Genomic DNA, 23,730 nt, shown 5'->3' with positions numbered 1-23,730 from the left:
GCCCACACGTTAACCCCATGTGTCGCGCCGTGTCACCTCACCCTATCGCGCGTCCCATGATCTGAGATCACCGTCCCAGTATCTGTCAGTCGTTCGGTTGGGGCGGATCTCAGGGTTCTCACCGAGGCGACCGGCCCGCGACGGTCGATACGCTGGCCGGACACGTGGTTCTCGGGTCCGACTGCCCCATGGAGGCACCGATGTCGACCGACGAGAAACCCAGATCAGGATGGCTGCCGCCCCGCTGGTTCATCCGCAGCGCGTGGTGGATCCACCGCCGCCTGTACGCCGCGGGCGGGGCGCGCTTCCTGCGCCGCCCGCGCCCCGACCGAGCCGGCATGCTCCGGCTGACCACGGTCGGGCGCCGCACCGGGCAGGAGCGCTCGGTGATCGTGTCCTACATCCCCGACGGGTCCAGCTACGTCACGCTGGCGATGAACGGCTGGGCCGACCCGGCACCCGCCTGGTGGCTCAACCTGCTGGCCCACCCCGATGCCGTCGTCGAGACCGTCGACGGCCGGCAGCGGGTGCGTGCCCGCGAGGCCACCGGGCCCGACCGGGAGCGGCTGTGGGACCTGCTCGCCGCCACCGATGACGGGTGGGGCGAGCTGGACGACTTCGCCGCCCGCCGCTCGCACCCCACCCCGGTCGTGGTCCTCGAGCTCTCAGCCGAGTCCGAGACGCTCGCGGAGGAAGGACCAGGCGAAGGCCGAGAGGTGGGCTGACTGGGCGTTGTTGGCGGCGCCGCCGTGTCCGCCCTCGATGTTCTCGTAGTAGGTGACGTCCTTGCCGGTGGCGGCCAGGAGCGCGGCCATCTTGCGGGCATGGCCGGGGTGGACCCGGTCGTCCTTCGTGGACGTGGTGAGCAGGACGGGCGGGTAGGTCCTGGCGCCGTCGAGCAGGTGGTAGGGCGAGAAGGTCCTGATGTACTCCCACTCCTCCGGCACGTCCGGGTCGCCGTACTCGGCCATCCAGCTGGCTCCGGCGAGAAGATGCGAGTAGCGCTTCATGTCCAGCAGCGGCACCTGGATCACGACCGCTCCGAACAGCTCGGGGTAGAGGGTGAGCATGTTGCCGGTCAGCAGCCCGCCGTTGGAGCCGCCCTGGATCCCGAGGTGCTGGGCGTCGGTCACACCGGTCTCGACGAGGTGACGGGCGACGGCGGCGAAGTCCTCGTACGCCTTGTGCCGGTTCTCCTTCAGCGCCGCCTGGTGCCAGGCTGGACCGTACTCCCCTCCCCCGCGGATGTTGGCGACGACGTAGACGCCGCCCTCGCTGAGCCAGGACCGGCCGACACCGGCGGAGTAGCCCGGCGTCATCGGGATCTCGAAGCCGCCGTAGCCGTAGAGCAGCGTCGGGGCCGGACCGTTGCCGCCGTCGAGGGCGGCAACGGCACCGACGATGAAGTAGGGGATCCGGGTGCCGTCCGCCGAGGTCGCGAAGCGCTGCTCGGCGCGGAGCCCCTCGGTGTCGAACCAGGCCGGCGCCGACTTGAGCGGCTCGATCGTCTCCGCGCCGATCTCGGTCAGCCCGTATGTCGCCGGGGTCAGGTAGCCGCTGGAGACGACCCAGACCTCGTCGGACTCGACCGCGTCGACGGCACGAGTGCCGACCGCGGCCACCGGGTCTGTCGCGGGGAAGTCCGAGCGCGTCCACTCCCCCGTCGCCGACGGCGTCATCACATGGAGCCGGTTCTTGACGTCCTCGAACACGTTGAGGACGAGGTGGTTGCGGGTCCAGGTCGCCCCGGCGAGCGAGGTCTGGGGAGTGGGCTCGAAGAGCACGGTGAGGTCGCGCTCACCGGCCAGGAACCGCTCCGCGTCGGTCACGAGCAGCGAGCCGGCGGCGTACGACGTCCCGGCAACCGTCCACTCGTCGCGGAGCTCGATGACGAGCCACTCGCGGTGGAAGCCGGCCTCGGCGGAGTCGGGGATGTCGAGCTTGGTGAGGGTCTGCTCGGGGGTGCCGGGATCGGTGGCGACGTAGGTCTCGGACTTGTAGAACGCGATCGAGCGGCTGACCAGGTCGCGCTCGAAGCCGGGGGTGTGGATGCGGCGGGCGGAGATGTACATGTCCTCGTCGGTGCCCTCGTAGACCACCGCCGCGTCCTCGAACGGGGTGCCACGGCGCCACAGCTTCACGATCCGCGGGTAGCCGCTCGGGGTCAGTGAGCCCGGGCCGAAGTCGGTGTAGACGTAGACCGCGTCGGGTCCGCACCAGGAGAGCGCGCCCTTGGCGCCGCCCTGCTCGACGGCGCGGGTGAAGCCCCCGTCGGCAGGGCTCACGAAAGCCTTGGTGACCAGGTCGAACTCCCTCGTCACGTCGGCGTCGGAGCCGCCCGGGGAGAGGTCGACGAGCACCTTGCGCCACGGCTCGCCGGCCTCGGGCCGGAGCACCGAGGCGCCGTGCCAGACCCAGCTCTCGCCCTCCTCCTCGGCGAGCGCGTCGAGGTCGAGCAGGATCTCCCACTCGGGGTCCTCGGTGCGGTAGGACTCCGGCGTCGTGCGCCGCCAGACGCCGCGCTCGTGGTCGGCGTCGCGCCAGAAGTTGTAGAGATGCTCGCCGAGGCGCGAGACCTCGGGCACCCGGTCGTCGGAGTCGAGCACCTCGAGGATCTGCGCCTCGATCTTGGCGAAGACGGGATCGGCGCCGACGCTCGCGTGAGCCTCCTCGTTGCGGGCCCGGACCCAGGCCAGCGCCTCGACCCCTTCGACCTCCTCCAACCAGCCGAACGGGTCCTCCCCGGAGGGGTCGAGCGGGGTCACGATCGTCAGCTCAGAGGTCATGCGGGAAGGCTACTTCGCGATGTGCAAGTTGCAGCCGACAGGCACACTAGCCTCATGAGTGACGCGGAGGGGTCGTCGAAGGGTCTGCCGCGGCGAGCGGCGACACGGACGGCGAAGCTGGCCGCACTGCCGATGGGGTACGCCGGACGGAAGGCGCTCGGGCTCGGGAAGCGGATCGGGGGCAAGCCCGCCGAGGCGGTGCTGGCCGATGTGCACCAGCGTACGGCCGACCAGCTGTTCCGCACCCTGGGCGAGCTCAAGGGCGGCGCGATGAAGTTCGGGCAGATGCTCTCGGTGATGGAGGCGGCGCTGCCGGAGTCGCAGGCGGCCCACTACCGCGCCCAGCTCACCCGGCTCCAGGACTCCGCTCCCCCGATGCCGACCGGGATCGTACGCGGCCTGCTAGCCCGCGACCTCGGACCGGACTGGGCCTCGAAGCTGGTCGAGCTGTCCGAGGAGCCGGCCGCCTCTGCCTCGATCGGGCAGGTGCACCGGGGCCGGTGGGCCGACGGTCGCGAGGTCGCGGTGAAGGTGCAGTATCCGGGCGCCGATGAGGCGCTGCGCGCCGACCTGCGCCAGATCGGCCGGGTGGCGGCGATCGGCAACGCGGTGGTTCCCGGGATGGACGTCAAGGCGCTGGTCGCCGAGCTGCAGGAGCGGGTCGTCGAGGAGCTCGACTACCCGAAGGAGGCCGAGGCCCAGCACGTCTTCGCCGAGGCTTACGCATCCCACCCCCTCATCGACGTCCCCGACGTCGTCGCCGTCGGGCCGAGCGTGCTCGTCACCGAGTGGGTGGAGTCGGAGGGCTCGATCGCGAAGGTGATCGCCGAGGGCACTCCCGAGGAGCGCGACCACTACGGCGAGCTGCTCGCCCGGTTCTGGTTCTCCGCGCCCGGGCTGACCGGGATGCTTCACGCCGACCCGCATCCGGGCAACTTCCGGGTCCTTCCCGACGGCCGCATGGCCGTGCTCGACTTCGGGCTCGCCGCGCGGCTCCCGGAGCGGGGCTTCCCCGAGCCGATGGGGCGGCTGATCCGGATCGCCGCGACCGGCGACGCGGACGCCCTGGTCGCAGGCCTGCGCGAGGTGGGCTTCATCCGCGAGGGCATCAAGGTCGAGCCGCAGCACGTGCTCGACTACCTGGCGCCGTTCGTGACCCCGGCGCTGGAGGAGCGCTTCCGGTTCACCCGGGAGTGGATGCGCGAGGAGTTCAAGCGGATCAACGACCCCAAGGATCCCGCCTACACGGTCGGCCTCAAGCTCAACCTGCCGCCGTCCTACCTGCTCATCCACCGGGTCTGGCTCGGTGGTCTCGGGGTGCTGGCGCAGCTCAACGCGGAGGCGCCGTTCCGGGAGATCCTCGAGGAGTACCTGCCCGGGTTCGCGGACTGAGGGTCCGCGGTCAGGGCAGCACGGTCTGCCCCACCGGGCCGGGGTTGTAGGCGATCTCCCAGCGCACGCCGTCGGGGTCGGCGAAGTAGCCGGTGTAGCCGCCCCAGACCCGCTCCTCGGCGGCCGAAGCGTGCCGCCCGAGCGACCGGGCGAGCTCGAGGACGCCGTCGACCTCCTCGCGGGTGGCGACGTTGTGAGCCAGGGTGAACGGCGCCACGCCGTCGGCGACGGCGATCGTGCCGACCTCCTCCTCGAACTCGCCCCGGTCCCACAGCGAGAGGATGACGTGCCCACCGACGCGGATCATGAGCACGCCGTCCGCCTCCATCTCGGGAGTCCAGCCGAGGCCGTCGACATAGAACGCACGGCTCGCCGCCACGTCGGCGACGGCCAGGGTGATGAAGCTGATGCGCTGGTCCATGGCAGCCACACTGCCATGGACCAGCGAGGGCGTCAGGCCTCCACTGTCAGGCTTCCTTGGGCCGGCCCGGCTTCTCACGCAGGACGTCACGGCGAGCGCGGTACTCGTTCTCGTCGATCTCGCCCGCGGCGTACCTCTCGGCGAGCCTCGCCTCGCCCGCACGCCGCGGCCCTTCGGCCACCCGCTTGCGGTTGAAGAGAACGACCGCGGTGATGATCGCCGCGATCACCAGGAACCACAGGATCGGGAAGATCGGCCAGAACGCCGGCGGCCCTCCCCCGTCCTGCCATGGCCCGTTCTCGCGCCACGGGCCCCAGTTGTCGCCGGTCACGGCGAGGGTTGCCACCGTCTCGTTGATGCTCATTGCTCGTGTCCTGTCTGTAGGGCTTCTCGATGCCCTCCAGACTGCTGCGCGCGAGCCGCCCGCACATCGGCTCAGGAGCGGGGGCCGCGTACGCAATCGTGCGTACGCAGCTCCTAGCCGGCCCGGAGCCGGGTGCGCTGGCGCCCCTGCACGTCGAAGTTCGCGGGATCGAGCCAGCGCTCGTGGCGCTCCCGAACCTTTGGCCACTCCTCGGCGGTCACCGAGAACCAGTCGGTGTCCCGGTTGCGGCCCTTCACCACCATGTGGCTGCGGAACCGGCCCTCGTAGCTGAACCCGAGCCGCTCCGCGGCCCGCCGGGACGGTTCGTTGAGCGAGTCGAGCTTCCACTCGAAGCGCCGGTAGCCCAGCGTGTCGAACGCGTGCCGCATGAGCAGGTGGATCGCCTCGGTCGCCGCCCTGGTGCGGGCCAACGCGGACCCGAAGAGCACCCCGCCCACCTCGATGCTCCCGTTCGCCGGGTTGATCGCGTGGTAGCCCGCGACCCCGCTCGCCCTGCCCTCCCGCTCCCCCTCCAACGGGGCGAACGCGAACGGCACGACGTCGGCCGCGTCGACGAGCCCGGCCAGGTGCATCCACAGGTCCTGCAGCGAGGTCGGCATCGCGATCGGCCGGTAGGTCCACAGGTCGGCATCGTCGGGGCCGCAGACCGCGGCGTAGAGGTCCGAGTACTGCGCCGACGAGAGCGGCGCGACCCGGACGTAGCTCCCCTCGAGGGTCACCGGCTCGGGCCACGGCCGCGGCTCCCAGGCTTCGACGACGCTGCCCACGGGATAGGAGAAATCGGTCACGGCGGTCATTGTCTCCGACCGCCGTGACCGTTCCTCAGGAGGCTGCGCTCAGGAAGCGGCCGCGTCCACCGTGGCGAGCGAGCGCCGAGCGCTGCCGAGGGCGAGCATCCCGACCAGGCAGCCCAGGAGCAGCACGCCTGCGAGGACCATCACCGACTCCACCGCGAACCTGTCCGCGAGCGGCCCGAAGACGATCATCGAGACCGGCATCGACACCGACATCACGATCCCGTAGAACCCGAACACCCGGCCGCGCATCGAATCCTCGACCTGCTCCTGCAGGACCGTCGCGGCGGGCACCAGCAGCGTCTGGAAGAGGATGCAGATCACCAGGCCGGCGACCGAGAACATCCAGAAGTCGGTCGAGACGCCCAGACCGATGACGAGCACCCCGACACCGACCGAGGCGGCCACCATCAGCCGCACCCGGCGCTTCACCCGGGGCCCGAAGACGGCCATCATCGCGCCGCCGAGGACCATCCCGACGCTCCAGAACAGCTCGTTGACGCTCAGCATCCAGACCTCGTCGCCGAAGCTGCGCGTGATCATCAGCGGCGTGAGGTGCGCCGGGGCGCCGGCCATGAACATGACGACGGCCACGAGCCCCATCACCCAGCGCACGGAGGCGTTCCCCTTGACGTACCGCACCCCGGCGAGGAGGTCACCGAAGTAGCTCACCGGTCCTGACGAGCCTGGCGAGCGGACCATCCGCGCCACCGGCACCAGAAGCAGCAGGAGTACGCCGGCCACGGCCGTCACCACGTCGATGAAGAAGACCGCGACGATGCCGGTGCTCGCGTAGACCGCGGCGGCGACCGCGGGCGCGAACAGCATCATCCCCGACTGGATCGTCTGCTGGGCGCCGTTGACCCGCATCAGGTGCTCGGCCGGGACGATCTGCGGGAGCATGGCGTTGACCGCCGGCCCCTGGATCCCGGCCAGCGCCGAGCGGACCGCCATCGCGACGAAGATCATCCACAGGTCACCGACGCCGCTCAGCATCAGCAGCGCGAGCACCAAGGTCGCCACCGCGATCGCCGAGTCGGCCCCGACGATCAACAGCTTGCGCGAGTGCCGGTCGGCCCATACGCCGCCGAAGACCGACACGACCGCCTGCGGCAGCATCCCGGCCGCGACGCTCAGGGTCAGCACCGCGGCCGATCCGGTCTCGACGGTGAGGTGCCACATCACCGCGTACCCGACGATCATCGATCCCAACGACGACACCGTCTGGCCGCCGAGGAAGACCAGCAGATTCCGCTTCCATCGATCCGACTTCTGATCCGACATCGCAACCACTCCCGCATCAGGTGGGCCGCCGTGTCGGCCCCTCACCCATGCCACGAACGGTTGCCGCCGGTTTCGACAGTCGCGAAGACGGCTATTCAGGTTCCGGGTCGAAGTCGAACGCCGGGAGCCCGTCGAGACTGGCGAGGTTCTTCCGGCGCCGATACTCGGCCGACCCCTCGACCCCCTTGCGCTCGAAGTACGCCGGGAGCAGGTCGCGCTCGCCGACGTACGACATCAGCGGGACGGCGAAGCCACAGGAGTCCGAGACCCGCTCGATGTCCACGACGACGACCGCCCGGGCACCGGGAAGGTCCGTGAAGCGACCGGCCAGGTCGGCGTACTCCTCGTCGTAGCGGGTCACGACCCGGCCACGCCCGTGGAAGCGGACGATGTTCGGCGCCCCGTCGAAGGCACAGAACATCACCGTGATCCGGCCGTTCTCACGCAGGTGCGCGATCGTCTCGCTGCCGCTCCCGGTGCCGTCGACCCACGCGAAGGTGAGCTCGTCGAGCATCCCGAAGGTGCCCGGGATCCCCCGCGGCGACAGGTTGACGTGGCCCTCCTCGGAGAGCGCTGCGGTGGCTACGAAGAAGACGACCTGGCGATCGACGAACTCCCGCAGCCGGCCCTCGACGCGGGCATGAACCTTTCCCACGCCCGTTTACTCGGGCACGAGGCGGTAGGCGCCGTCGGAGGCGGAGGTGGCCATCGAGGCGTACGCCCGCAGCGCCGCGGAGACCTTCCGGTCCCGGTTGGCCGGGGTGTAGGGCTTGTCCCGCTTCTCCTGAGCGGCGCGACGCTGGTCGAGGACGAGGCCGTCGACGTCGAGGGAGATCGAGCGGTTCGGGATGTCGATGGAGATCTGGTCGCCGTCCTCGACCAGGGCGATCAGACCGCCGCCGGCCGCCTCCGGGGAGACGTGGCCGATCGAGAGGCCGCTGGTGCCGCCGGAGAAACGGCCGTCGGTGATCAGCGCGCACTTCTGGCCCAGACCGCGGCCCTTGAGGAACGAGGTCGGGTAGAGCATCTCCTGCATGCCCGGCCCGCCCTTCGGGCCCTCGTAGCGGATCACCACGACGTGGCCGGCCTCGACCTTCTTGGCGAGGATGCCCTCGACCGCGGCGTCCTGGGACTCGAAGACGATCGCGGTGCCGGTGAAAGTCAGGCAGTCGTCGGGAACACCCGCGGTCTTCACGACGCAGCCGTCGGGGGCGATGTTGCCCGACAGGATCGCCAGTCCGCCGTCTTCGGAATAGGCGTGCTCGAAGTCGCGGATGCAGCCCTCGGCGGCATCGGTGTCCAAGCTCGCCCAGAGGTTCTCGGTGGAGAACGCCTCGGTCGTACGCACCCCGCCCGGCGCGGCGAGGAAGAGGTCGAGCGCCTCCTGGCTGGGGTTCTCGGCGCGGATGTCCCAGGTGCCCAGCCACTCGTCGATGGTGTCGGAGTGGATGGTGTGGACGTCCTCGTTGAGCGCGCCACCGCGGCGCAGCTCGCCGAGCAGGGCCGGGATGCCGCCGGCGCGGTGGACGTCCTCCATGTGGTACTTCGGGCTGTTGGGCGCGACCTTGCTCAGGCACGGCACCCGACGCGAGATCGCGTCGATGTCGTGCACGTTGAAGTCGAGCTCGGCCTCACGCGCGGCCGCGAGCAGGTGCAGCACGGTGTTGGTCGAGCCGCCCATGGCCACGTCGAGGGCGACCGCGTTCTCGAAGGCGCTGCGGCTGGCGATGTTCCGTGGCAGGACGGACTCGTCGCCCTCCTCGTAATAGCGGCGGCACAGCTCGACGATCGTACGTCCCGCCTCCTCGAAGAGCGCGCGGCGCTTCGCGTGGGTGGCCAGGGTCGACCCGTTGCCCGGCAGGCTGAGGCCGATGGCCTCGGTGAGGCAGTTCATCGAGTTGGCGGTGAACATGCCGCTACAGGAGCCGCAGGTCGGACAAGCGGAGCGCTCGACGGTGTCGAGCAGCTCGTCGCTGACCGCCTCGTTGACCGAGAGCACCATCGCGTCGACCAGGTCGAGCTTGTCGTGGACCAGGCCCTCGACGGCGACCGTCTTGCCGGCCTCCATCGGGCCGCCGGAGACGAAGACGACGGGGATGTTGAGGCGCAGGCTGGCGAGCAGCATCCCGGGGGTGATCTTGTCGCAGTTGGAGATGCACACGATCGCGTCGGCGCGGTGCGCCTCGACCATGTATTCGACCGCGTCCGCGATCAGCTCGCGGCTCGGCAGCGAGTAGAGCATCCCGGCGTGGCCCATCGCGATGCCGTCGTCGACGGCGATCGTGTTGAACTCCTTCGCTACTCCCCCGGCCTCCTGGATCTTCTCGGCGACGATCTTGCCGAGGTCACGGAGGTGGACATGGCCGGGCACGAACTCGGTGAACGAGTTGGCGATCGCGATGATCGGCTTGCCGAAGTCGTCATCGGTCATGCCGGTGGCGCGCCACAGCGCGCGGGCACCCGCCATGTTGCGGCCCGAGGTCGAGGTTGCGGAGCGAAGAGTGGGCATAGCAGAAGGCTAGACCCGTTGACACGGGTGTTCTTACACAGCGCCACGCGCTGGACGGCGTCCTACCGCCTCCGGCAGTCAGCGGAACGCTGGCGCCAGGGGAAGGGCGCGATATCCCCATCGCGCGAGAAGCGCTGCTCTCAGAGACTCCGCCCAAGTCGTCACGGACTCCGAGCCGGAGACGCGGGCGGCAAGAGTGAGACGGGCGAGGATCAACGTCCACCGCCCAGGCATCCGATCGTCATCTGCGTTGTGGGCGCTGTTCGCGTCGAGTGCGGCGGGAAGGAACCAACTCACCGAGAGGATGCACCACAGCAGCGTCGCCGCATCCAGGTCAGCCTCGAACGTCACAGGAGGACCATCACTGCCGTACGCCGCATCGAGATATGCCTTCAGAGCCAGCGCAGACACGCCGTCGGGAACCTGCCACGCGCACCAGCACGACGGCCAAGGCACTCTTAGGTAGGCCGCCTCCCAAGCACGGTGTCGGATCTCGGCGTGCTCGAAGTCCAGCAGCAACAGTCCGTCCGGGCCGTTCAGGTTGTTGTCCGGGCAGGGATCGCTGGGAGTCAACGCCAGATCAGAGCCCGTACGCAGCGGGGCGACCATCTCCTGAATCGCATCCGGAACGGTCTCGACCCACGGCAGTCCGTTCGCCACGCAGAGTGTCCGGAGGGTGCTGCCGAGGTTCTCGACCTGGCCCACTGTGACGTCGGTTCGTACGCCATCGGCCAGCGCCTCTCGAAAGACGTCCAGCCGGTCCGCCGTGTGTGCCTGGAGCTCACCGATCGCCTGTGCCCAAGCCAGGATCTGGTCACGTCCCAGGCCAGGCTCAGAACCCAGGAGCGCGTCGGCGACGCTGGGTCCCGAACCGAGGTCGGACATCACCACCACGGCCGGATCTGCGCTGAGCCCGATGAGCCGCGGCGCACGGACCCCGGCGGCGGCCTTCAACCCGGCGGCCTCACGCGACCACGTCATCTCGTCCGGCTGGAGGTACTCCTTGACGATGAAGGTGCGCGCCCCCGATCGCACCCTGCGTACGACACTCCGACGGCTTCCGCCGAGCTCTGCCACCTGCTCTACCCGGTCCACTCCGAGAACCTCGGCCGCCACCTCGAGAGCATCAGACATGCCGTGACGATATCGAGCATGATGGCCCTCGAAATGGCTGGGCCCATGTGAAGACCATGAGCCCCAACACGAGCGGTAACGCAGAGAGCCGTGCCCGTGACATCCCCAGGATCACGGCGTATCGTGTAATACACGTATTACGTGTCAGGAGGTGTCATGAGGCTGAACAGCAAAGGACAAGTCACCATCCCGGCCGACCTGCGCCAGAAGCACGGATTCACCGAAGGCGACGAGGTCGACATCGTCGAGGATGGCAACACGCTTCGGATCGTGCCTCGTGCGGGAGGCCAGACCCGAGGGCAGCGGCTGGTGAGCCGGATGCGAGGGGCCGCGACGACCACGAAGAGCACGGATGAACTGATGGAACTTCTTCGTGGGGAGTAACAGCGGCACGGTGACGTTGGTGGACACCAACGTGATTCTCGACATCGTCACCGAGGACGAGAAGTGGGCGAGTTGGTCCGAGGAACAACTCGCCCAAGCGGCGGATGCCGGCGAGGTGGTCATCAATCCAATCGTCTACGCCGAGGTCTCGGTGGGCTTCGATCGCATCGAGGACCTCGATACCGCACTTCCCGAGACGTGGTTCAGACGTGAAGCGCTTCCGTACGCGGCGGGGTTCCTGGCAGGGAAGGCGTTCCTCACCTATCGCCGCAAGGGCGGGACGAAGACCTCGCCGCTCGCGGACTTCTACATCGGCGCCCATGCCGCCATCAGAGGCCACCGATTGCTGACCCGCGACAACGGTCGCTACGCAACCTACTTCCCCAAGGTCAACCTGATCACGCCGGAAGGATGATTCGGCGGCTGACGCTCACGCAGGAGACCGAACGAAGTGGTCGATTTGGGCTCTCGGAGCCGCTGAGTCCGGGCCCAGATTGACCACTCCTCAGCCTCACACCTTCGCGGCCCGAACCACCATCACGTCGGGGATGTCGCGGAGGATTTCGCGCCAGGTCTCGCCGGCGTCGGCGGAGGCCCAGACCGTGCCGTTGCGGGCGCCGAAGTAGACACCGGCCACCTCGTGGTCGTCGGCGCACATCGCGTCGCGCATGACGCCGACGTAGAAGTGGTCGGGCAGGCCCTTGTCGAGCGCCTCCCAGTGGTCCCCGGCGTCGCGCGAGCGCCACACGATCGGCTTGGCCTCCGGTGGGTAGCGGGACTCGCCGGCGCCGATCGGGAAGGTGAAGATCGTGTCGGGCTCCTGCGGGTGGACGACCATCGCGAAGCCGAAGTCGGTGGGCAGCCCGTCGGCGATGGACTTCCACGACAAGCCCTCGTCGTCGGAGCGGTAGACGCCACCGTGGTTCTGCAGGTAGAGCCGCTCGGGACGGGAGGAGTGGCGGGCGACCTTGTGGACGCACTGACCGAACTCGGGATACTGCTGCCCCTCGGGCAGGAAGACCGCGATGATGCCGTTGTTGCGCGCCTCCCAGGTCTCCCCGCCGTCGCGGGTCTGGTAGACGCCGCCGGTCGAGATCGCCGCCGTCACCGATTCTGGGTCGGTGGGGTGCGGCAGGATCGTGTGGAACGCCTGGCCACCGAAGCCCTCGTTCCACTCGGTGCGGTGCGGGTGGTCCCACAGCCCTCGCACCAGCGAGAAGCTGGCTCCGCCGTCGGTCGACCGGAAGATCGCGCCGGGCTCGACACCGGCCCAGATCGTGCCTTCCGGCAGCCCGGGCTGGAGCTGCCAGACCCGGGCCAGGCTCGCGTCGACGTCCTCGGGGAACGACATCGAGGTCTCGGTCCAGGTCTCGCCGCCGTCGGCCGAGGCGCGCACCAGCGCACCCATCCAGAGCGAGGAGCATCCGGCAAGGACTCGCCCGGTCCCGGGCTCGATCATGGCGGAGTAGATCTCCTCCATGTCATGGTGCGGACCGGTGAAGTCCCAGTCCTGCCGGGCGTCGTCAGAGCGCCCTATCCACAGACCCTTGCGGGTCCCGACAAGCAGCTGCGTACCCATGCCTTCCAGCATCCACCCGCCCGCCTTCTGTGGCCAGGAGATTTCGGCGAAAGAACGGTGAGGGAAAACACCACCACCAGCGGGGCCTGATTCTTCGGCCTGGGCCGCCCAGCCCCTAGCCTGAAGTCATGACCAGACCTGTTGCCTGGGAGACGTTCACCGCGATCCTCTTCGACCTGGACGGCGTGATCACGCCGACCGCGGTCGTGCACATGCGTGCGTGGGAGGAGATGTTCAACGCCTACCTGCAGGAGAAGACCCCGGGGGCGCCGGCCTACACCGACCAGGACTACTTCGCGTACGTCGACGGCAAGCCGCGCTACGACGGCGTCCGTGACTTCCTCGCCTCCCGCGACATCCGGCTTCCCGAGGGCACCCCGGACGACGCGCCCGAGCTCGAGACCGTGTGTGGTCTCGGCAACCGGAAGAACATCGCCTTCAACATGGTGCTCGAGCGCGACGGCGTCGAGGCCTACCCCGGATCGGTGCAGTTCCTGGACTATCTGGCCACCCTCGACGTCCGGCTCGGCGTGGTGTCCTCGTCGGTCAACGCACCGACCGTGCTGAAGGCGGCGGGACTGGCGGACCGGTTCGAGACGGTCGTGTCGGGAGCCGTCGCAGATGAGCAGGGCTTGCCCGGCAAGCCTGCACCGGACACGTTTGTCTACGCCGGTAAGGTCCTCGGAGCCACCCCGAGCGAGGCCGTCGTGCTCGAGGACGCCGTCTCCGGGGTGCGCGCCGGCAAGGCAGGAGATTTCGCGCTCGTCGTCGGGGTGGACCGTGGCGCCGGCCACGACACCCTCACGGCCGCCGGCGCCAGTCTCGTCGTATCCGACCTTGCTGAACTCATCCCTGATCCACTTGCTCGAGGAGCACAGCAGTGAAGACCAACGTCGGCCCGAACCCCCTGGACCGGGCCCGTTACCCCATCGACCCGTGGCGGCTGGTGGAGACCAGCTACTCCCCCGACGACCTCGGCCTGACCGAGACGATCTTCAGCGTCGCCAACGGCTATCTCGGCATGCGCGGCACCCCCGAGGAAGGTCGTCCGACCTACGCGCACGGCACCTTCATCAACGGGTTCCACGAGACCTGGCCGATCCGCCATGCCGAGAACGCCTACGGCTTCGCCAAGACCGGCCAGACCATCGTCAACGCCCCCGACTCCAAGATCATGAAGATCTACGTCGACGACGAGCCGCTGACCTTCGGCACCTCCGACCTGGAGGAGTACGAGCGGGTGCTCGACTTCCGCGAGGGTGTGCTGCGGCGGCATCTGGTGTGGCGTACGCCCTCGGGCAAGCGTGTCGCGATCAAGTCGACCCGGATGGTGTCGATGACGCAGCGGCACCTCTCGATCCAGACTCTCGAGATCACGATGCTGAGCGGCGCGGCGCCGATCGTGGTCTCGTCCCAGCTGCTCAACCGGCAGGACGGCAAGGACGAGTACCACGTGCCGTCGGCGGCACTCGGCGAGGGCATGGACCCCCGCAAGGCCTCCGCCTTTGACACCCGCGTCCTGCTCCCGCAGATGTCGGTCGCCGACGAGGAGCAGATGACCCTCGGCTACCGGTGCGCCAACTCCGGGATGACGATCGCGGTCAGCGCCGCCCACCAGATCGACACGCCGGACCCGGTCGAGACCGTCGTCCGTGCCGAGGACGACCTGGCCAAGACGGTCTTCCGGGTCGACGCGACCGAGGGCAGCACGCTGCGGCTGCAGAAGACCGTGGCGTACCACACGTCCCGCGGGGTGCCGGTGCGCGAGCTGGCCGACCGCTGCGGACGTACGCTCGACCGGGCGATCCGCCTGGGCGTCGGCCACTTCGAGCGAGACCAGCGCGACTGGTACGACGAGTTCTGGTCAGCCGCCGACGTCGAGATCTCCGCCGCCACGGAGGACGAGGCCGAGGACATCGCCGCGGCCCAGCAGGCGATCCGGTTCAACCTGTTCTCGCTGGCCCAGGCGACCGCCCGCACCGACGGGCTCGGCGTCCCCGCGAAGGGGGTCACCGGTTCCGGCTACGAGGGCCACTACTTCTGGGACACGGAGTGCTACGTCGTCCCGTTCCTCTGCTACACCCAGCCCGAGGTCGCCCGCAACGTGATGCACGCCCGCTCGGTGATGCTTCCCGCGGCCCGGCAACGAGCCTCGGAAATGGCCGCGAAGGGCGCGCTGTTCGCCTGGCGCACCATCAACGGGCAGGAGGCCTCGGCCTACTACGCCGCCGGCACCGCGCAGGTGCACATCGACGCCGACATCGCCTTCGCCCTGATGAAGTACGTCTATGCGAGCGGCGACACCGGCTATCTCATCCGCGAGGGCGTCGACATCCTGGTAGAGACCTCGCGGATGTGGGCCGACCTCGGCTTCTGGCGCCACAACGGCGAGCCGTCCTTCCACATCCACGGGGTGACCGGGCCGGACGAGTACACCACGGTGGTCAACAACAACCTGTTCACCAACGTGATGGCCCGCTACAACCTGGAGAAGGCCGTCGAGACCATCGAGATGCTCCGGGCGGACTACCCACGCGAGTATGCGCAGGTCATGGGCCGGCTCGACATCTCCCCCGACGAGGTCGAGGAGTGGGGTCGCTGCGCCGCCGCGATGCACATCCCCTACGAGGAGGGGCTCGGCATCCACCCGCAGGACGACAACTTCCTCGACCGCGAGGTGTGGGACCTGCCCAACACCCCGGACGACGTACGTCCCCTGCTGCTGCACTACCACCCGCTGGTGATCTACCGGTTCCAGGTGCTCAAGCAGACCGACGTGGTGCTCGCCCTCTTCCAGCAGGGCAACCGGTTCACCGCTGAGCAGAAACGGGCCGACTTCGAGTACTACGACCCGATCACCACCGGCGACTCGACGCTGTCGGCTGTCGTGCAGTCGATCGTGGCGGCCGAGGTGGGCTACCAGGACGACGCGCTGCGCTACTTCTACGACGCGCTCTACGTCGACCTCCACAACATGCACGGCAACACCGTCGACGGGATGCACATCGCCTCCACCGGGGGTGTGTGGGGCGGGCTCGCGTTCGGATTCGGTGGGATGCGCGACTACGACGGCAAGCTCTCCTTCGACCCGCGCCTTCCGGTCCAGTGGGGCTCGCTGATCTTCCGGGTCCAGTGGCACTCGACCCGGATGCAGGTCGCGCTGACCAGGGACCAGATCGTCTTCACCGTCGTGGACACCCCGGGCGAGGAGTTCGACATCCCGATCAGCGTCCGTGGTGAGGAGTTCGTGGTCTCGAAGGGATCGCCGGTCATCGTGCCGCTCGCCGACCAGGGGCCGTGGATCGGCACCCACCTCGACGAGGAGCCGCACGGTGGCATCCGCCCCGACGGATCGCGGATCACCGCCACCGTGCCCGCGCCGATCCCGCCGGAGCTCTACGAGCAGGACCACGTCGAGCACGCGACGGTCCCGAACGACTCGCGGCGCGGGTCCGAACGGCTCGCGGAGGAGGCCAACAAGGCCCTCAACCTGTCCAACATCTCGCAGACGGACTCGGCGCAGTAGCGGGTCTTTACGTGGTCCTAGACTGACCGGGTGGTCACAGCTTCCTCCTCTCTCCGGGCGAGGCTGGCCCACCCGGTCGTCCTGGTTCTGATCGGGATCGCGTCGGTACAGGTCGGCGCGACCTTCGCCAAGTCGCTCTTCGACGAGGTCACCCCGACGGCCATGGTGTGGCTGCGGCTGACGCTGTCCGCGCTGATCCTGCTGGCGATCACCCGACCCCGGGTCCGCGGCCTATCCCGCCGCGACTGGCTCGTCGTGGTCGCCTTCGGGGCCTCGCTCGGGCTGATGAACTGGGCCATCTACCAGTCCTTCGCCCGGCTCCCGATCGGGATCGCGGTCACCATTGAGTTCATCGGTCCGCTCACGATCGCGCTGGTCACCTCGCGGCGCGCCCGCGACCTGGTCTGGGTCGCGCTGGCGGCTGCGGGGGTCGTGCTGCTCGGTCTCGAGCCCGGTCGGATCTCGATCGTGGGTGTGTTGTTCGCGCTGCTCGCGGGCGCCTGCTGGGCTGCGTACATCGTGCTGTCGAAGGCGACCGGAGCGCGGTGGGAGGGACTCGACGGGCTCGCTCTGGCCTCCGCCGTCGCGGCGGTGGCGCTGACGCCTGCGGCGATGGCGTACGCCGACGGGCTGGGGTCTCCGCACGTGTGGCTGGTCGGGCTGATGGTGGGCCTGATGTCCTCGGTGATCCCCTACTCCCTCGATCTCGTCGCCCTGCGTTCGATCAAGTCGGGGCTCTACGCGATCCTGATGTCGCTGGAGCCGGCCGCCGGCGCGCTGGCCGCGATCCTGATCCTCCACGAGGGGCTCTCGGTCCTGCAGTGGCTGGCCATCGCGTGTGTCGTGGTCGCCTCCGCTGGCGCGACGCGCACCGGCAAGCCGGAGCATCACGTGCCGGCGGAGTCGACCCCGGTGTAGTGCCGCGTTTCACACAAGCGACATCGGAACGTCACTGACTCCGAACGTTGAGGTCACTACAGTTCGGTGACAACTCCCCCTCGCCGCCCGGTCCCGCCAGTCCTTGGAGTTGCTCCGTTGTCGACCATCACCGCACCCGTACACACCACTGCCGTCGCCCAAGTCGCCGCCCTCCTCGCCGCTCGCACCGCTGGGCGAATGGTCGGCCCGTTCCTACGACCGATCCAGCTGCTGCTCGCCTGGCCGGTGGCCTCCCAGCTCGTCGCCCGGCACAACGCCAAGGCCGCCGAGGAGGCGCTCCTGCTGCGGCGTGCCGAGCGTGAGGATGTGCAGAACTATCTCCAGCTGCTCGCTTCGGAGAGAATGTCTGCATGAGCGAGCGCCCGCGAGCGACCATCGAGGCCATGCCGCCGCTTCCGTATTCTTTGCTCTGCCCTACGGAGGCGGCGGCATGAGTCTTCCGCGGGCGATGGCCGAGTCAACGGTCGCGTTCCGGGACGTGCTCTCCGACGACGGCACCCTGATCCGCGCCTGGACCAACGACCCCGAGGGCGTGATCGATGGGCCGACGGTGCTGCTGTGCAACGGCCTCGGCACCAGCCCGTGGAACTGGCCGGCGCTGCTGCACACCTCGTGCGGCGTACGCGTCGTCTCCTGGCAGCACCGCGGCACCTCCGGCTCGGCCCGGCCGAAGGACCCGGAGCAGACCACCTCGAGGCACTTCGCCGAGGACGCGCTCTCGGTGATGGACGCCTTCGCGCTCTCCCGGCCGGTCGTGATGGGCTGGTCGATCGGGGTCAACACCGCGTTCGAGCTGGCCGCGGACCATCCCGAGCGGGTCTCGGGCGTCTTCGGTGTCGCCGGGGTGCCCGGTGACACGTTCAATTCGATGCTGGGGCCGCTGCGGCTGCCCGCTCCGGCGGCCGCGCTCGTGACCCGGACCGCCTCGAGGGTGCTGTGTCGCACCGGCTCCCTGATCACTCCCCTGGCGGCGCGCCTCGATCTCGGCCCGCGGGCGATCGAGATGTTCTCCAAGGCCGGCCTGATCGGCAAGGTCCCTGATCCCGAGCTCGCCGCGGCGGCGCTGGCGGAGTTCCTGACCACTCCGGTCGAGTGGTACTTCCACCTCGCGCTGCGCACCTCCCAGCGCCGCCCGGTCTCGCTGCGCCGGATCAAGGTGCCGGTCGTGCTGGTCGCCGGCACCCGCGACCTCATCGCCGGTGCGCGCCACATGTCGCGGATCGCCGCAGGGGTCAAGAACGGCACCTTCGTCGAGCTCGAGGGCACCCACTTCGTACAGATGGAGCAGCCCGACCGCGTCCACCAGCTGCTGCTCGCCTTTCTCGCCCGGGTCTCCGAGCACCAGCGCGTCTGACCTATCCGGTGGTCGAGCTTGTCGAGCGTTGGGTCGAGCTTGTCGAGACCACCACCGTCCCGGTGACCGTGGCCCGGCGGGCGACGCGGCGCAGGGTGGCGAGGACGGCGGGCCCGAGGAGGGCGATGGCGACCGCGGTGGTGATCGCGCGCACGGTGTCCCAGCTGCTGGTCGAGGTGACCAGGGTGTAGCGCAGGAACGTCGCCAGGTTCTCGCCGAACGCCGCACCGGGCTCGTAGGAGAGGTTGCCGCTCGCGCCGGGAACCGTGACGCCGGTGAGCAGTGGCCACCCCTGCAGGTTGAGCAGGAGCCCGTAGGCGTACGAGGCGAAGATCCCGTACGCCGCCAGCAGCCCGATCTCCCGGCGGCCGCTCGCGCGCGGCAGGAGCCCGGCGCCCATCGCCACCCAGGCGGCGCCGAGCATCTGGTAGGGCAGCCAGGGTCCGACGCCGGCGGTGACGAGCGCGGCGACGAACAGGCTGGTGCAGCCGAGGACGAACCCGAAGGCCGGACCGAAGACCCGGCCGCCGAGGATGAGCATGAAGAAGACCAGCTCCACCCCGCCGGTGCCGGCGGAGACGGCGCGCAGGACGGCCTCGATCGCACTGAGCACGCCGAGGACAGCGATCATCCGAGTGTCGATCCCGCCCGTGGAGAGCTCGCTCAGCAGCACCACCAGCATCAGCGGCAGCAGCGCCAGGAAGATGAACGGCGGCTGCACCCGGTCGTAGCCGTGGAGCAGCAGCGGCCAGCCGAACATCATCAGCCCGGCCACGGAGATGATCGCGAGCAGGACCGCCGTGCGGGGCGAGAACCTGATCATGCCTCGCCCACCGCCTCGACGATCTCGCGTACGTTCAGCCAGCCCGGGCCGAAGACCTTGCTCACCTGGGGCGCGAACGCCGGCGACTCGGCCGTGACGGTGCGTACGTCACCCGCCGAGACCACCTCGCCGTCGGCGAGCACCACCACGTCGTCGGCGGCCTCGGCGACGAACTCGACGTCGTGGGTCGCCACCAGGACCGCCTTGCCGGCCTCGGTGAGCTCGCGCAGGATCTCGGACAGAGCGTGCTTGGCGGCATAGTCGAGGCCGCGGGTGGGCTCGTCGAGGAGCACGACCGGCGGGTCGGCGCTCAGGATCAGCGACAGCGCCAGCGCGAGGCGCTGACCCTCGGAGAGGTCGCGCGGGTGCTGGCCGTCGGGGATACCTGGGACGAGGCTGTCCAGGATCTCCCTCGTCCGTGGGCCGCCGGCATCGCACTCCTCGGCCACCGTCTCCAGGTAGAGCAGATCAGCCGCGGTCTGCGGCAGCAGCCCGACGAGCTCGCGGCGGGCGTCGGGGTCGAGTGCCGCCGGGTCCTCGCCGTCCACGTCCACCGACCCGGCCAGCCGCTTCTGGGTCCCCTGCAGCGTCCACAGCAGCGTCGACTTGCCCGAGCCGTTGCGTCCCATCAGCGCCGTCACCCGCCCAGCGGGCAGCTCGATCGAGACGTCGTGCAGGACCGGCGTACGTCCTCGGGTGACGGTGAGCCCGGAACTTCTCAGGCTTTTCCTGCACTTCTCTGGCATTGCATTGCCAGAGAAGTGCAGGGATACCCGGTTAACCGGGTATCCCAACGACCGCGCCCGCCGCTTCGCATCCCGCACAGTAAGCGGCAGGGGGGACCAGCCGAGCTCGCGGCCGAGCTCGACGAGCGGCGGCACGATGGGCGAGGTCTCCAGGACGTCGGCGGGGTCGCCGACCGCGACGGAGCCGTCACCGACGAGGAGGGCGATTCGGTCGGCGAACGGCACGACCCGCTCGAGACGGTGCTCGGCGAGGACGACGGAGGTGCCGAGGTCGTGCACCAGCCGGGTGATGGTGGCGAGCACGTCCTCGGCGGCGGTGGGGTCGAGGGCGGAGGTGGGCTCGTCGAGCACGACGACCCGCGGGTGGGTGGTGAGCACAGAGCCGATCGCGACGCGCTGCTGCTGCCCTCCCGAGAGGGTACGCAGCGACCGCTGCCGCAGCTCGGCGATGCCGAGCAGGTCGAGGGTCTCCTCGACCCGGCGCCGCATGGTCGCCGGAGGGAGACCGAGCTGCTCCATCCCGTAGGCGAGCTCCTCCTCGACCGTGTCGGTGACGAACCCGGCCACCGGGTCCTGCCCGACGTAGCCGATGATCCCGGCGCGCTCGCGCGGCGGCGTACGAACGATCGAGGCGCCGTCCAGCAGGACGTCACCGTCGAGCACGCCGCCGGAGAAGCGCGGCACCAGGCCGGCGAGCACGCCGAGCAGGGTCGACTTCCCAGAGCCGGTCGGGCCGGAGACGAGCAGCAGCTCCCCCTCCTCGATGGTGAGGTCGACGTCCTTGAGCACGTGCTCGGAGGAGTCGGGCGGGGTGAACGTGATGCCTCGCAGCTCGATCATGCGACTGCCTCCTCGTGGACGAGCGATGATGCCGGTAGCGGGGCGGCGACGGCCGGGACCAGCCCGACGAGCACACCGGCCATGGCGGTCAGGGTGACTTCCGGGACGGTGCTCACGCCCGGAAAGGCGACCGGGACCTGGTAGCGGGCGACCCACCAGCCCACGGCGATAACCACGATCCCGCTCATGGCCACCACGACCTCCGGCCAGCGCCACCGGTCGGGCCGGTAGACGGTCCGCGTCACCCGGCGGCCGGCGAGCGCCAGCCCACCAGCGGCGGCGCCGACGCCGAGCGCGAGCATGGTGGCGGCCAGCCAGCCTGGCGTGGTGCCGTCCAGCACCGCGTAGACGCCGGCGCAGAGCCCGACGAGCGAGACCAGCATGAGCGCCGAGGTGATCCGCCTGGTGGCGACCGGGACGCCGGCCGTACGTCCGTAGCCGCGCGTGTCCATCCCCGCTGCCAGTGCCATCGACCGCTCCAGGGCGTCCTCGAGGACCGGCACCAGGAAGCGGCGCAGGCGCCTAACGTTTCCGGTCGCACCGGCACGCAGCCGTTGCGCCGCGCGCACCCGCTGCACCGACTCGGCCAGCTGCGGCAGAACCGTCACGGCGACCACGACCGCGGTGCCGATCTCGTAGAGCGCCGGCGGCAGCGAGCGCAGCAGCCGCTTCGGGTTCGCCAGCGCGTTGGCCGCGCCGACGCAGATCACGATGACGCCCAGCCGCAGCCCGTCGTAGAGCCCGGCCAGCAGCGCCTCGCGGGTGAGCGGGCCGAGCAGCCGGATCCCGAGCACCCACTCCGGGAGCGGGATCTCGGGCAGGTCGAGGATCACATGACCGGGAACGGCGCCCAGGAGCACCCTGAAGAGCACCCGGGTCACGACGATGAACACCGCGAGGCCGACGTAGAGCCGGAACGCCTTCGCCCACGGTTGGTCGCCTCGGCGCGCGGCGACCACGACCGACACCACCCCCACCACGAGCAGGAGCAGCAACGGATTGGTGGTGAAGGAGGCGTACGCAGCCATGCCGATCGCCCACACCCACCAGGCGACGGGGTGCAGATCACGGGGCAGGTGCGCGACCGCGGCCGTACGGAAGATGGTGCTCATCGCCGACGCCACCACACGGCACCGGCGGCGGTGAAGAGCACAACGATCCCTGCCGGCGCGACCCAAACAGGCAGATGTTGGGTCTCGGATGCCGAATCCGTCGGCTCCTCCGGAAATAACTCCGGCGACGGGCTTGAGGGCGCCCCCACAGCATCCCCAAGCTCCGTCGCCGGAGCGGTAACGACATCGTCGTCTATCCACGTGAACGCAACACCCTGCCCGGAGGTCACGCTGATTTCGGTAACATTTCTGGAGGCATAGCTCCAGGCCCCCGAATCGTCGGTGATCCACAGCGACCAGTACGCGTCGGCAGGCGGCATCTGAGCGCAACCGGCAGCTTTCGGCCGCTCATCGACGCGACATACGACGCTGGGCATCGAGGTCACATAGGTGAGCGGATGCCCCGCCTTCTCGAAGAGATCGGCGCCGGTGTCACCCTCCTCGGGCTGGACACAGGTGACCTCGGGACCGCCACCCAACGCGTTGGGCTCGACGACGACGGTGACGCCGTCACACGCCTCGGCGGACGATGCCGCAGACGAGGCGGAGACAGGGGTGAAGACAGGTGCGGTGGCCCCGGCGAGGATCGCCAGGGCCACCAACGAGGACCGCAGGATCAGCACGAGCTCTTCGCGGTCGCATCCTTGGGCAGGAAGACCAGCGACGGCAGCGCCTGAGCGGCGGCGAGGCGGTACATCCCCTCGGACTCCTTGGTCAGGCCCTTGGTGTTGCCCTCGGTCAGCGCGGCGTCGTCATAGGCCACCGCGCCGGCGTCCTCGCCACAGGTCACGACGTGGTCGGCGACCCAGCTCGCCGCCTTCTCCGCGGCGTCGGTCTCACCGGCGCGACCGAACGCCCACCCGGCCAGGCCGGTGGTGTTGGAGTTGGCGATGTTGCCGGTCGCGGCCTTGAACGACCCGTCCTCCGCCTGGGTCTCCTTCAGCCACTCCACGCCGGCCGCGACGGCCTTCTCCGCCTCCGGGGAGGCCACCGAGGAGAGCGCGATCAGCGCGAACGCGGTGGCGTCGGCGTCCGGGGCGGCCTTCGGGTCGGCGTCGCAGGTCTGGTCAGCGGCGGCGGGGTCGGCCGTGAAGGTGACCCGGAACCACCCCTCCTCGCACTGCTGCCCGGCCAGGAACTCCGTCGCGGCCGCGGCCTCCTTGCTCTCGGCGTTGTTCAGCGCCCACACGGCGTACGACTGTCCGATGGTGTTGGAGTAGTCGGCCGCCTTCTTGTCCTTGGGGTCGAGCTCGTCGGCGATCCGGCCGCTCGCGGCGACCGTGCCCTCGAGCTGCTTCAGCAGGCCGGGGTCGGAGGCGTCGACGTTCTGCTGGAGAACGAGCGCCTTCGCGGTGGCCCCGGCCGAGGTGACGGTGCCGAACCCGGGCGAGGTGTAGGCCTTCTTGTTCTCCATCACGGCCGCGGCGATCGTGGAGATCTCCTCGTCGTAGCCACCGACCTCTGCCAGCGCGATCCCGATGTCGGCGCTGAGCCCGAAGTCGTCGGTGCCGTACTGCGCGTTGCGGGCCACGCCCTCCGGCGCCTGGGCCACGAGCCAGTCGGCCACCGAGGTGGACACCTTGGCGTCGTAGGTGGGCTTCTCCCCCTCCTCGACGGCTTTCTCGCCACAGCCGGCGAGCGAGGTGAGGGCGAGGGCGGCGGCGATGCCACCGAGGACGGTCTTCTTCATGGTTCCTTCCGCGCTGTTCGTCGGGAAGGCCC

The 23,730-nt window shown here is 69.6% G+C and carries 23 protein-coding genes; 9 read left to right on the top strand and 14 right to left on the bottom strand.

The features are described from left to right. Window positions 1-200: 200 nt before the first annotated feature. Complete coding sequence (locus ACFX43_RS24800) at window positions 201-725, top strand: nitroreductase/quinone reductase family protein (RefSeq protein ID WP_378836944.1); 525 nt, start codon at window positions 201-203, stop codon at window positions 723-725. Here ACFX43_RS24800 and ACFX43_RS24795 read toward each other — a convergent pair. Continuing rightward, entirely contained in the window at window positions 666-2,786 is a 2,121-nt protein-coding gene (locus tag ACFX43_RS24795; RefSeq protein WP_378836935.1) for a prolyl oligopeptidase family protein, read from the bottom strand. The two genes, ACFX43_RS24800 and ACFX43_RS24795, sit on opposite strands and share 60 nt — an antisense overlap. A 54-nt stretch (window positions 2,787-2,840) precedes the next feature. On the opposite strand from ACFX43_RS24795, the gene ACFX43_RS24790 reads away from it, so the two are divergent. Then, on the top strand, window positions 2,841-4,178 hold the full coding sequence (locus tag ACFX43_RS24790; RefSeq protein ID WP_378836930.1) for an ABC1 kinase family protein: 1,338 nt from the start codon (window positions 2,841-2,843) through the stop codon (window positions 4,176-4,178). Window positions 4,179-4,188: 10 nt separating this feature from the next. Here ACFX43_RS24790 and ACFX43_RS24785 read toward each other — a convergent pair whose 3' ends face one another. The 7 genes from ACFX43_RS24785 to ACFX43_RS24755 all read right to left on the bottom strand — a co-directional run bounded on the left by ACFX43_RS24785 (window position 4,189) and on the right by ACFX43_RS24755 (window position 10,705). After that, window positions 4,189-4,599 carry a VOC family protein gene (locus ACFX43_RS24785; protein ID WP_378836926.1) on the bottom strand — a complete coding sequence of 137 codons (411 nt, stop codon included), beginning with the start codon at window positions 4,597-4,599 and terminating at the stop codon, window positions 4,189-4,191. Between the two features lie 46 nt (window positions 4,600-4,645). Next, window positions 4,646-4,963 carry an SHOCT domain-containing protein gene (locus tag ACFX43_RS24780; RefSeq protein WP_378836921.1) on the bottom strand — a complete coding sequence of 106 codons (318 nt, stop codon included), beginning with the start codon at window positions 4,961-4,963 and terminating at the stop codon, window positions 4,646-4,648. 113 nt (window positions 4,964-5,076) lie between these two features. Continuing rightward, window positions 5,077-5,772 carry a GNAT family N-acetyltransferase gene (locus ACFX43_RS24775; protein ID WP_378836917.1) on the bottom strand — a complete coding sequence of 232 codons (696 nt, stop codon included), beginning with the start codon at window positions 5,770-5,772 and terminating at the stop codon, window positions 5,077-5,079. Window positions 5,773-5,820: 48 nt separating this feature from the next. Beyond that, window positions 5,821-7,062, bottom strand: coding sequence for an MFS transporter (locus ACFX43_RS24770; RefSeq protein WP_378836907.1), 1,242 nt, complete (start codon window positions 7,060-7,062; stop codon window positions 5,821-5,823). A 91-nt stretch (window positions 7,063-7,153) separates the two neighbouring features. After that, window positions 7,154-7,717 (bottom strand): pyridoxamine 5'-phosphate oxidase family protein, encoded by a 564-nt coding sequence (locus tag ACFX43_RS24765; RefSeq protein WP_378836896.1) that lies wholly within the window; start codon window positions 7,715-7,717, stop codon window positions 7,154-7,156. A 6-nt stretch (window positions 7,718-7,723) separates the two neighbouring features. Then, on the bottom strand, window positions 7,724-9,571 hold the full coding sequence (gene ilvD, locus ACFX43_RS24760) for a dihydroxy-acid dehydratase (RefSeq protein ID WP_378836891.1): 1,848 nt from the start codon (window positions 9,569-9,571) through the stop codon (window positions 7,724-7,726). A gap of 78 nt (window positions 9,572-9,649) precedes the next feature. Beyond that, window positions 9,650-10,705 carry a hypothetical protein gene (locus ACFX43_RS24755; protein ID WP_378836887.1) on the bottom strand — a complete coding sequence of 352 codons (1,056 nt, stop codon included), beginning with the start codon at window positions 10,703-10,705 and terminating at the stop codon, window positions 9,650-9,652. Between the two features lie 156 nt (window positions 10,706-10,861). Here ACFX43_RS24755 and ACFX43_RS24750 point away from each other — a divergent pair, with 156 nt between their 5' ends. Continuing rightward, window positions 10,862-11,089 carry an AbrB/MazE/SpoVT family DNA-binding domain-containing protein gene (locus ACFX43_RS24750; protein WP_378836883.1) on the top strand — a complete coding sequence of 76 codons (228 nt, stop codon included), beginning with the start codon at window positions 10,862-10,864 and terminating at the stop codon, window positions 11,087-11,089. 19 nt (window positions 11,090-11,108) lie between these two features. Next, window positions 11,109-11,504, top strand: a complete 396-nt coding sequence (locus ACFX43_RS24745; RefSeq protein WP_378836879.1) for a type II toxin-antitoxin system VapC family toxin — start codon at window positions 11,109-11,111, stop codon at window positions 11,502-11,504. Window positions 11,505-11,600: 96 nt separating this feature from the next. On the opposite strand, the gene ACFX43_RS24740 is transcribed toward ACFX43_RS24745, so the two are convergent. After that, on the bottom strand, window positions 11,601-12,668 hold the full coding sequence (locus ACFX43_RS24740; RefSeq protein WP_378836875.1) for a WD40/YVTN/BNR-like repeat-containing protein: 1,068 nt from the start codon (window positions 12,666-12,668) through the stop codon (window positions 11,601-11,603). A 128-nt stretch (window positions 12,669-12,796) separates the two neighbouring features. On the opposite strand from ACFX43_RS24740, the gene ACFX43_RS24735 reads away from it, so the two are divergent. The 5 genes from ACFX43_RS24735 to ACFX43_RS24715 all read left to right on the top strand — a co-directional run bounded on the left by ACFX43_RS24735 (window position 12,797) and on the right by ACFX43_RS24715 (window position 18,487). Continuing rightward, window positions 12,797-13,552 (top strand): HAD family hydrolase, encoded by a 756-nt coding sequence (locus ACFX43_RS24735; RefSeq protein ID WP_378836870.1) that lies wholly within the window; start codon window positions 12,797-12,799, stop codon window positions 13,550-13,552. Beyond that, window positions 13,549-16,194: a glycoside hydrolase family 65 protein gene (locus ACFX43_RS24730; RefSeq protein WP_378836862.1), complete on the top strand. Its 2,646-nt coding sequence runs from the start codon at window positions 13,549-13,551 to the stop codon at window positions 16,192-16,194. The genes ACFX43_RS24735 and ACFX43_RS24730 overlap by 4 nt, the downstream gene beginning before the upstream one ends. A gap of 30 nt (window positions 16,195-16,224) precedes the next feature. Continuing rightward, window positions 16,225-17,112, top strand: a complete 888-nt coding sequence (locus tag ACFX43_RS24725; protein ID WP_378836855.1) for a DMT family transporter — start codon at window positions 16,225-16,227, stop codon at window positions 17,110-17,112. A 117-nt stretch (window positions 17,113-17,229) separates the two neighbouring features. After that, window positions 17,230-17,487 carry a hypothetical protein gene (locus ACFX43_RS24720; protein WP_378836846.1) on the top strand — a complete coding sequence of 86 codons (258 nt, stop codon included), beginning with the start codon at window positions 17,230-17,232 and terminating at the stop codon, window positions 17,485-17,487. 76 nt (window positions 17,488-17,563) lie between these two features. Beyond that, complete coding sequence (locus ACFX43_RS24715; RefSeq protein ID WP_378836841.1) at window positions 17,564-18,487, top strand: alpha/beta fold hydrolase; 924 nt, start codon at window positions 17,564-17,566, stop codon at window positions 18,485-18,487. Window position 18,488: 1 nt separating this feature from the next. Here ACFX43_RS24715 and ACFX43_RS24710 read toward each other — a convergent pair whose 3' ends face one another. From ACFX43_RS24710 to ACFX43_RS24690, 5 genes are read right to left on the bottom strand one after another with little or no spacing between them, the layout of a single operon-like run. Beyond that, a complete protein-coding gene (locus tag ACFX43_RS24710) occupies window positions 18,489-19,310 on the bottom strand; it encodes an ECF transporter S component (RefSeq protein ID WP_378836834.1) in 822 nt (273 codons plus the stop codon). Further along, window positions 19,307-20,896, bottom strand: a complete 1,590-nt coding sequence (locus tag ACFX43_RS24705; RefSeq protein WP_378836829.1) for an ABC transporter ATP-binding protein — start codon at window positions 20,894-20,896, stop codon at window positions 19,307-19,309. The genes ACFX43_RS24710 and ACFX43_RS24705 overlap by 4 nt, the downstream gene beginning before the upstream one ends. Then, the gene (locus tag ACFX43_RS24700) at window positions 20,893-22,008 is read right to left on the bottom strand and encodes a CbiQ family ECF transporter T component (protein ID WP_378836824.1); all 1,116 of its coding nucleotides are present in this window, start codon (window positions 22,006-22,008) and stop codon (window positions 20,893-20,895) included. The genes ACFX43_RS24705 and ACFX43_RS24700 overlap by 4 nt, the downstream gene beginning before the upstream one ends. Further along, on the bottom strand, window positions 22,005-22,631 hold the full coding sequence (locus ACFX43_RS24695; RefSeq protein ID WP_378836819.1) for a hypothetical protein: 627 nt from the start codon (window positions 22,629-22,631) through the stop codon (window positions 22,005-22,007). Before ACFX43_RS24695 ends, ACFX43_RS24700 begins: the two co-directional genes overlap by 4 nt. Next, on the bottom strand, window positions 22,625-23,698 hold the full coding sequence (locus ACFX43_RS24690; RefSeq protein ID WP_378836814.1) for a prenyltransferase/squalene oxidase repeat-containing protein: 1,074 nt from the start codon (window positions 23,696-23,698) through the stop codon (window positions 22,625-22,627). The genes ACFX43_RS24695 and ACFX43_RS24690 overlap by 7 nt, the downstream gene beginning before the upstream one ends. Between the last annotated feature and the right edge of the window lie 32 nt (window positions 23,699-23,730).

Source organism: Nocardioides sp. YIM B13467 (genome assembly GCF_042788075.1).
Classification (GTDB): Bacteria; Actinomycetota; Actinomycetes; order Propionibacteriales; family Nocardioidaceae; genus Nocardioides.
The sequence above is the reverse complement of the archived record's forward strand: the minus strand, read 5'-3'. Positions and strand labels throughout refer to the sequence as shown.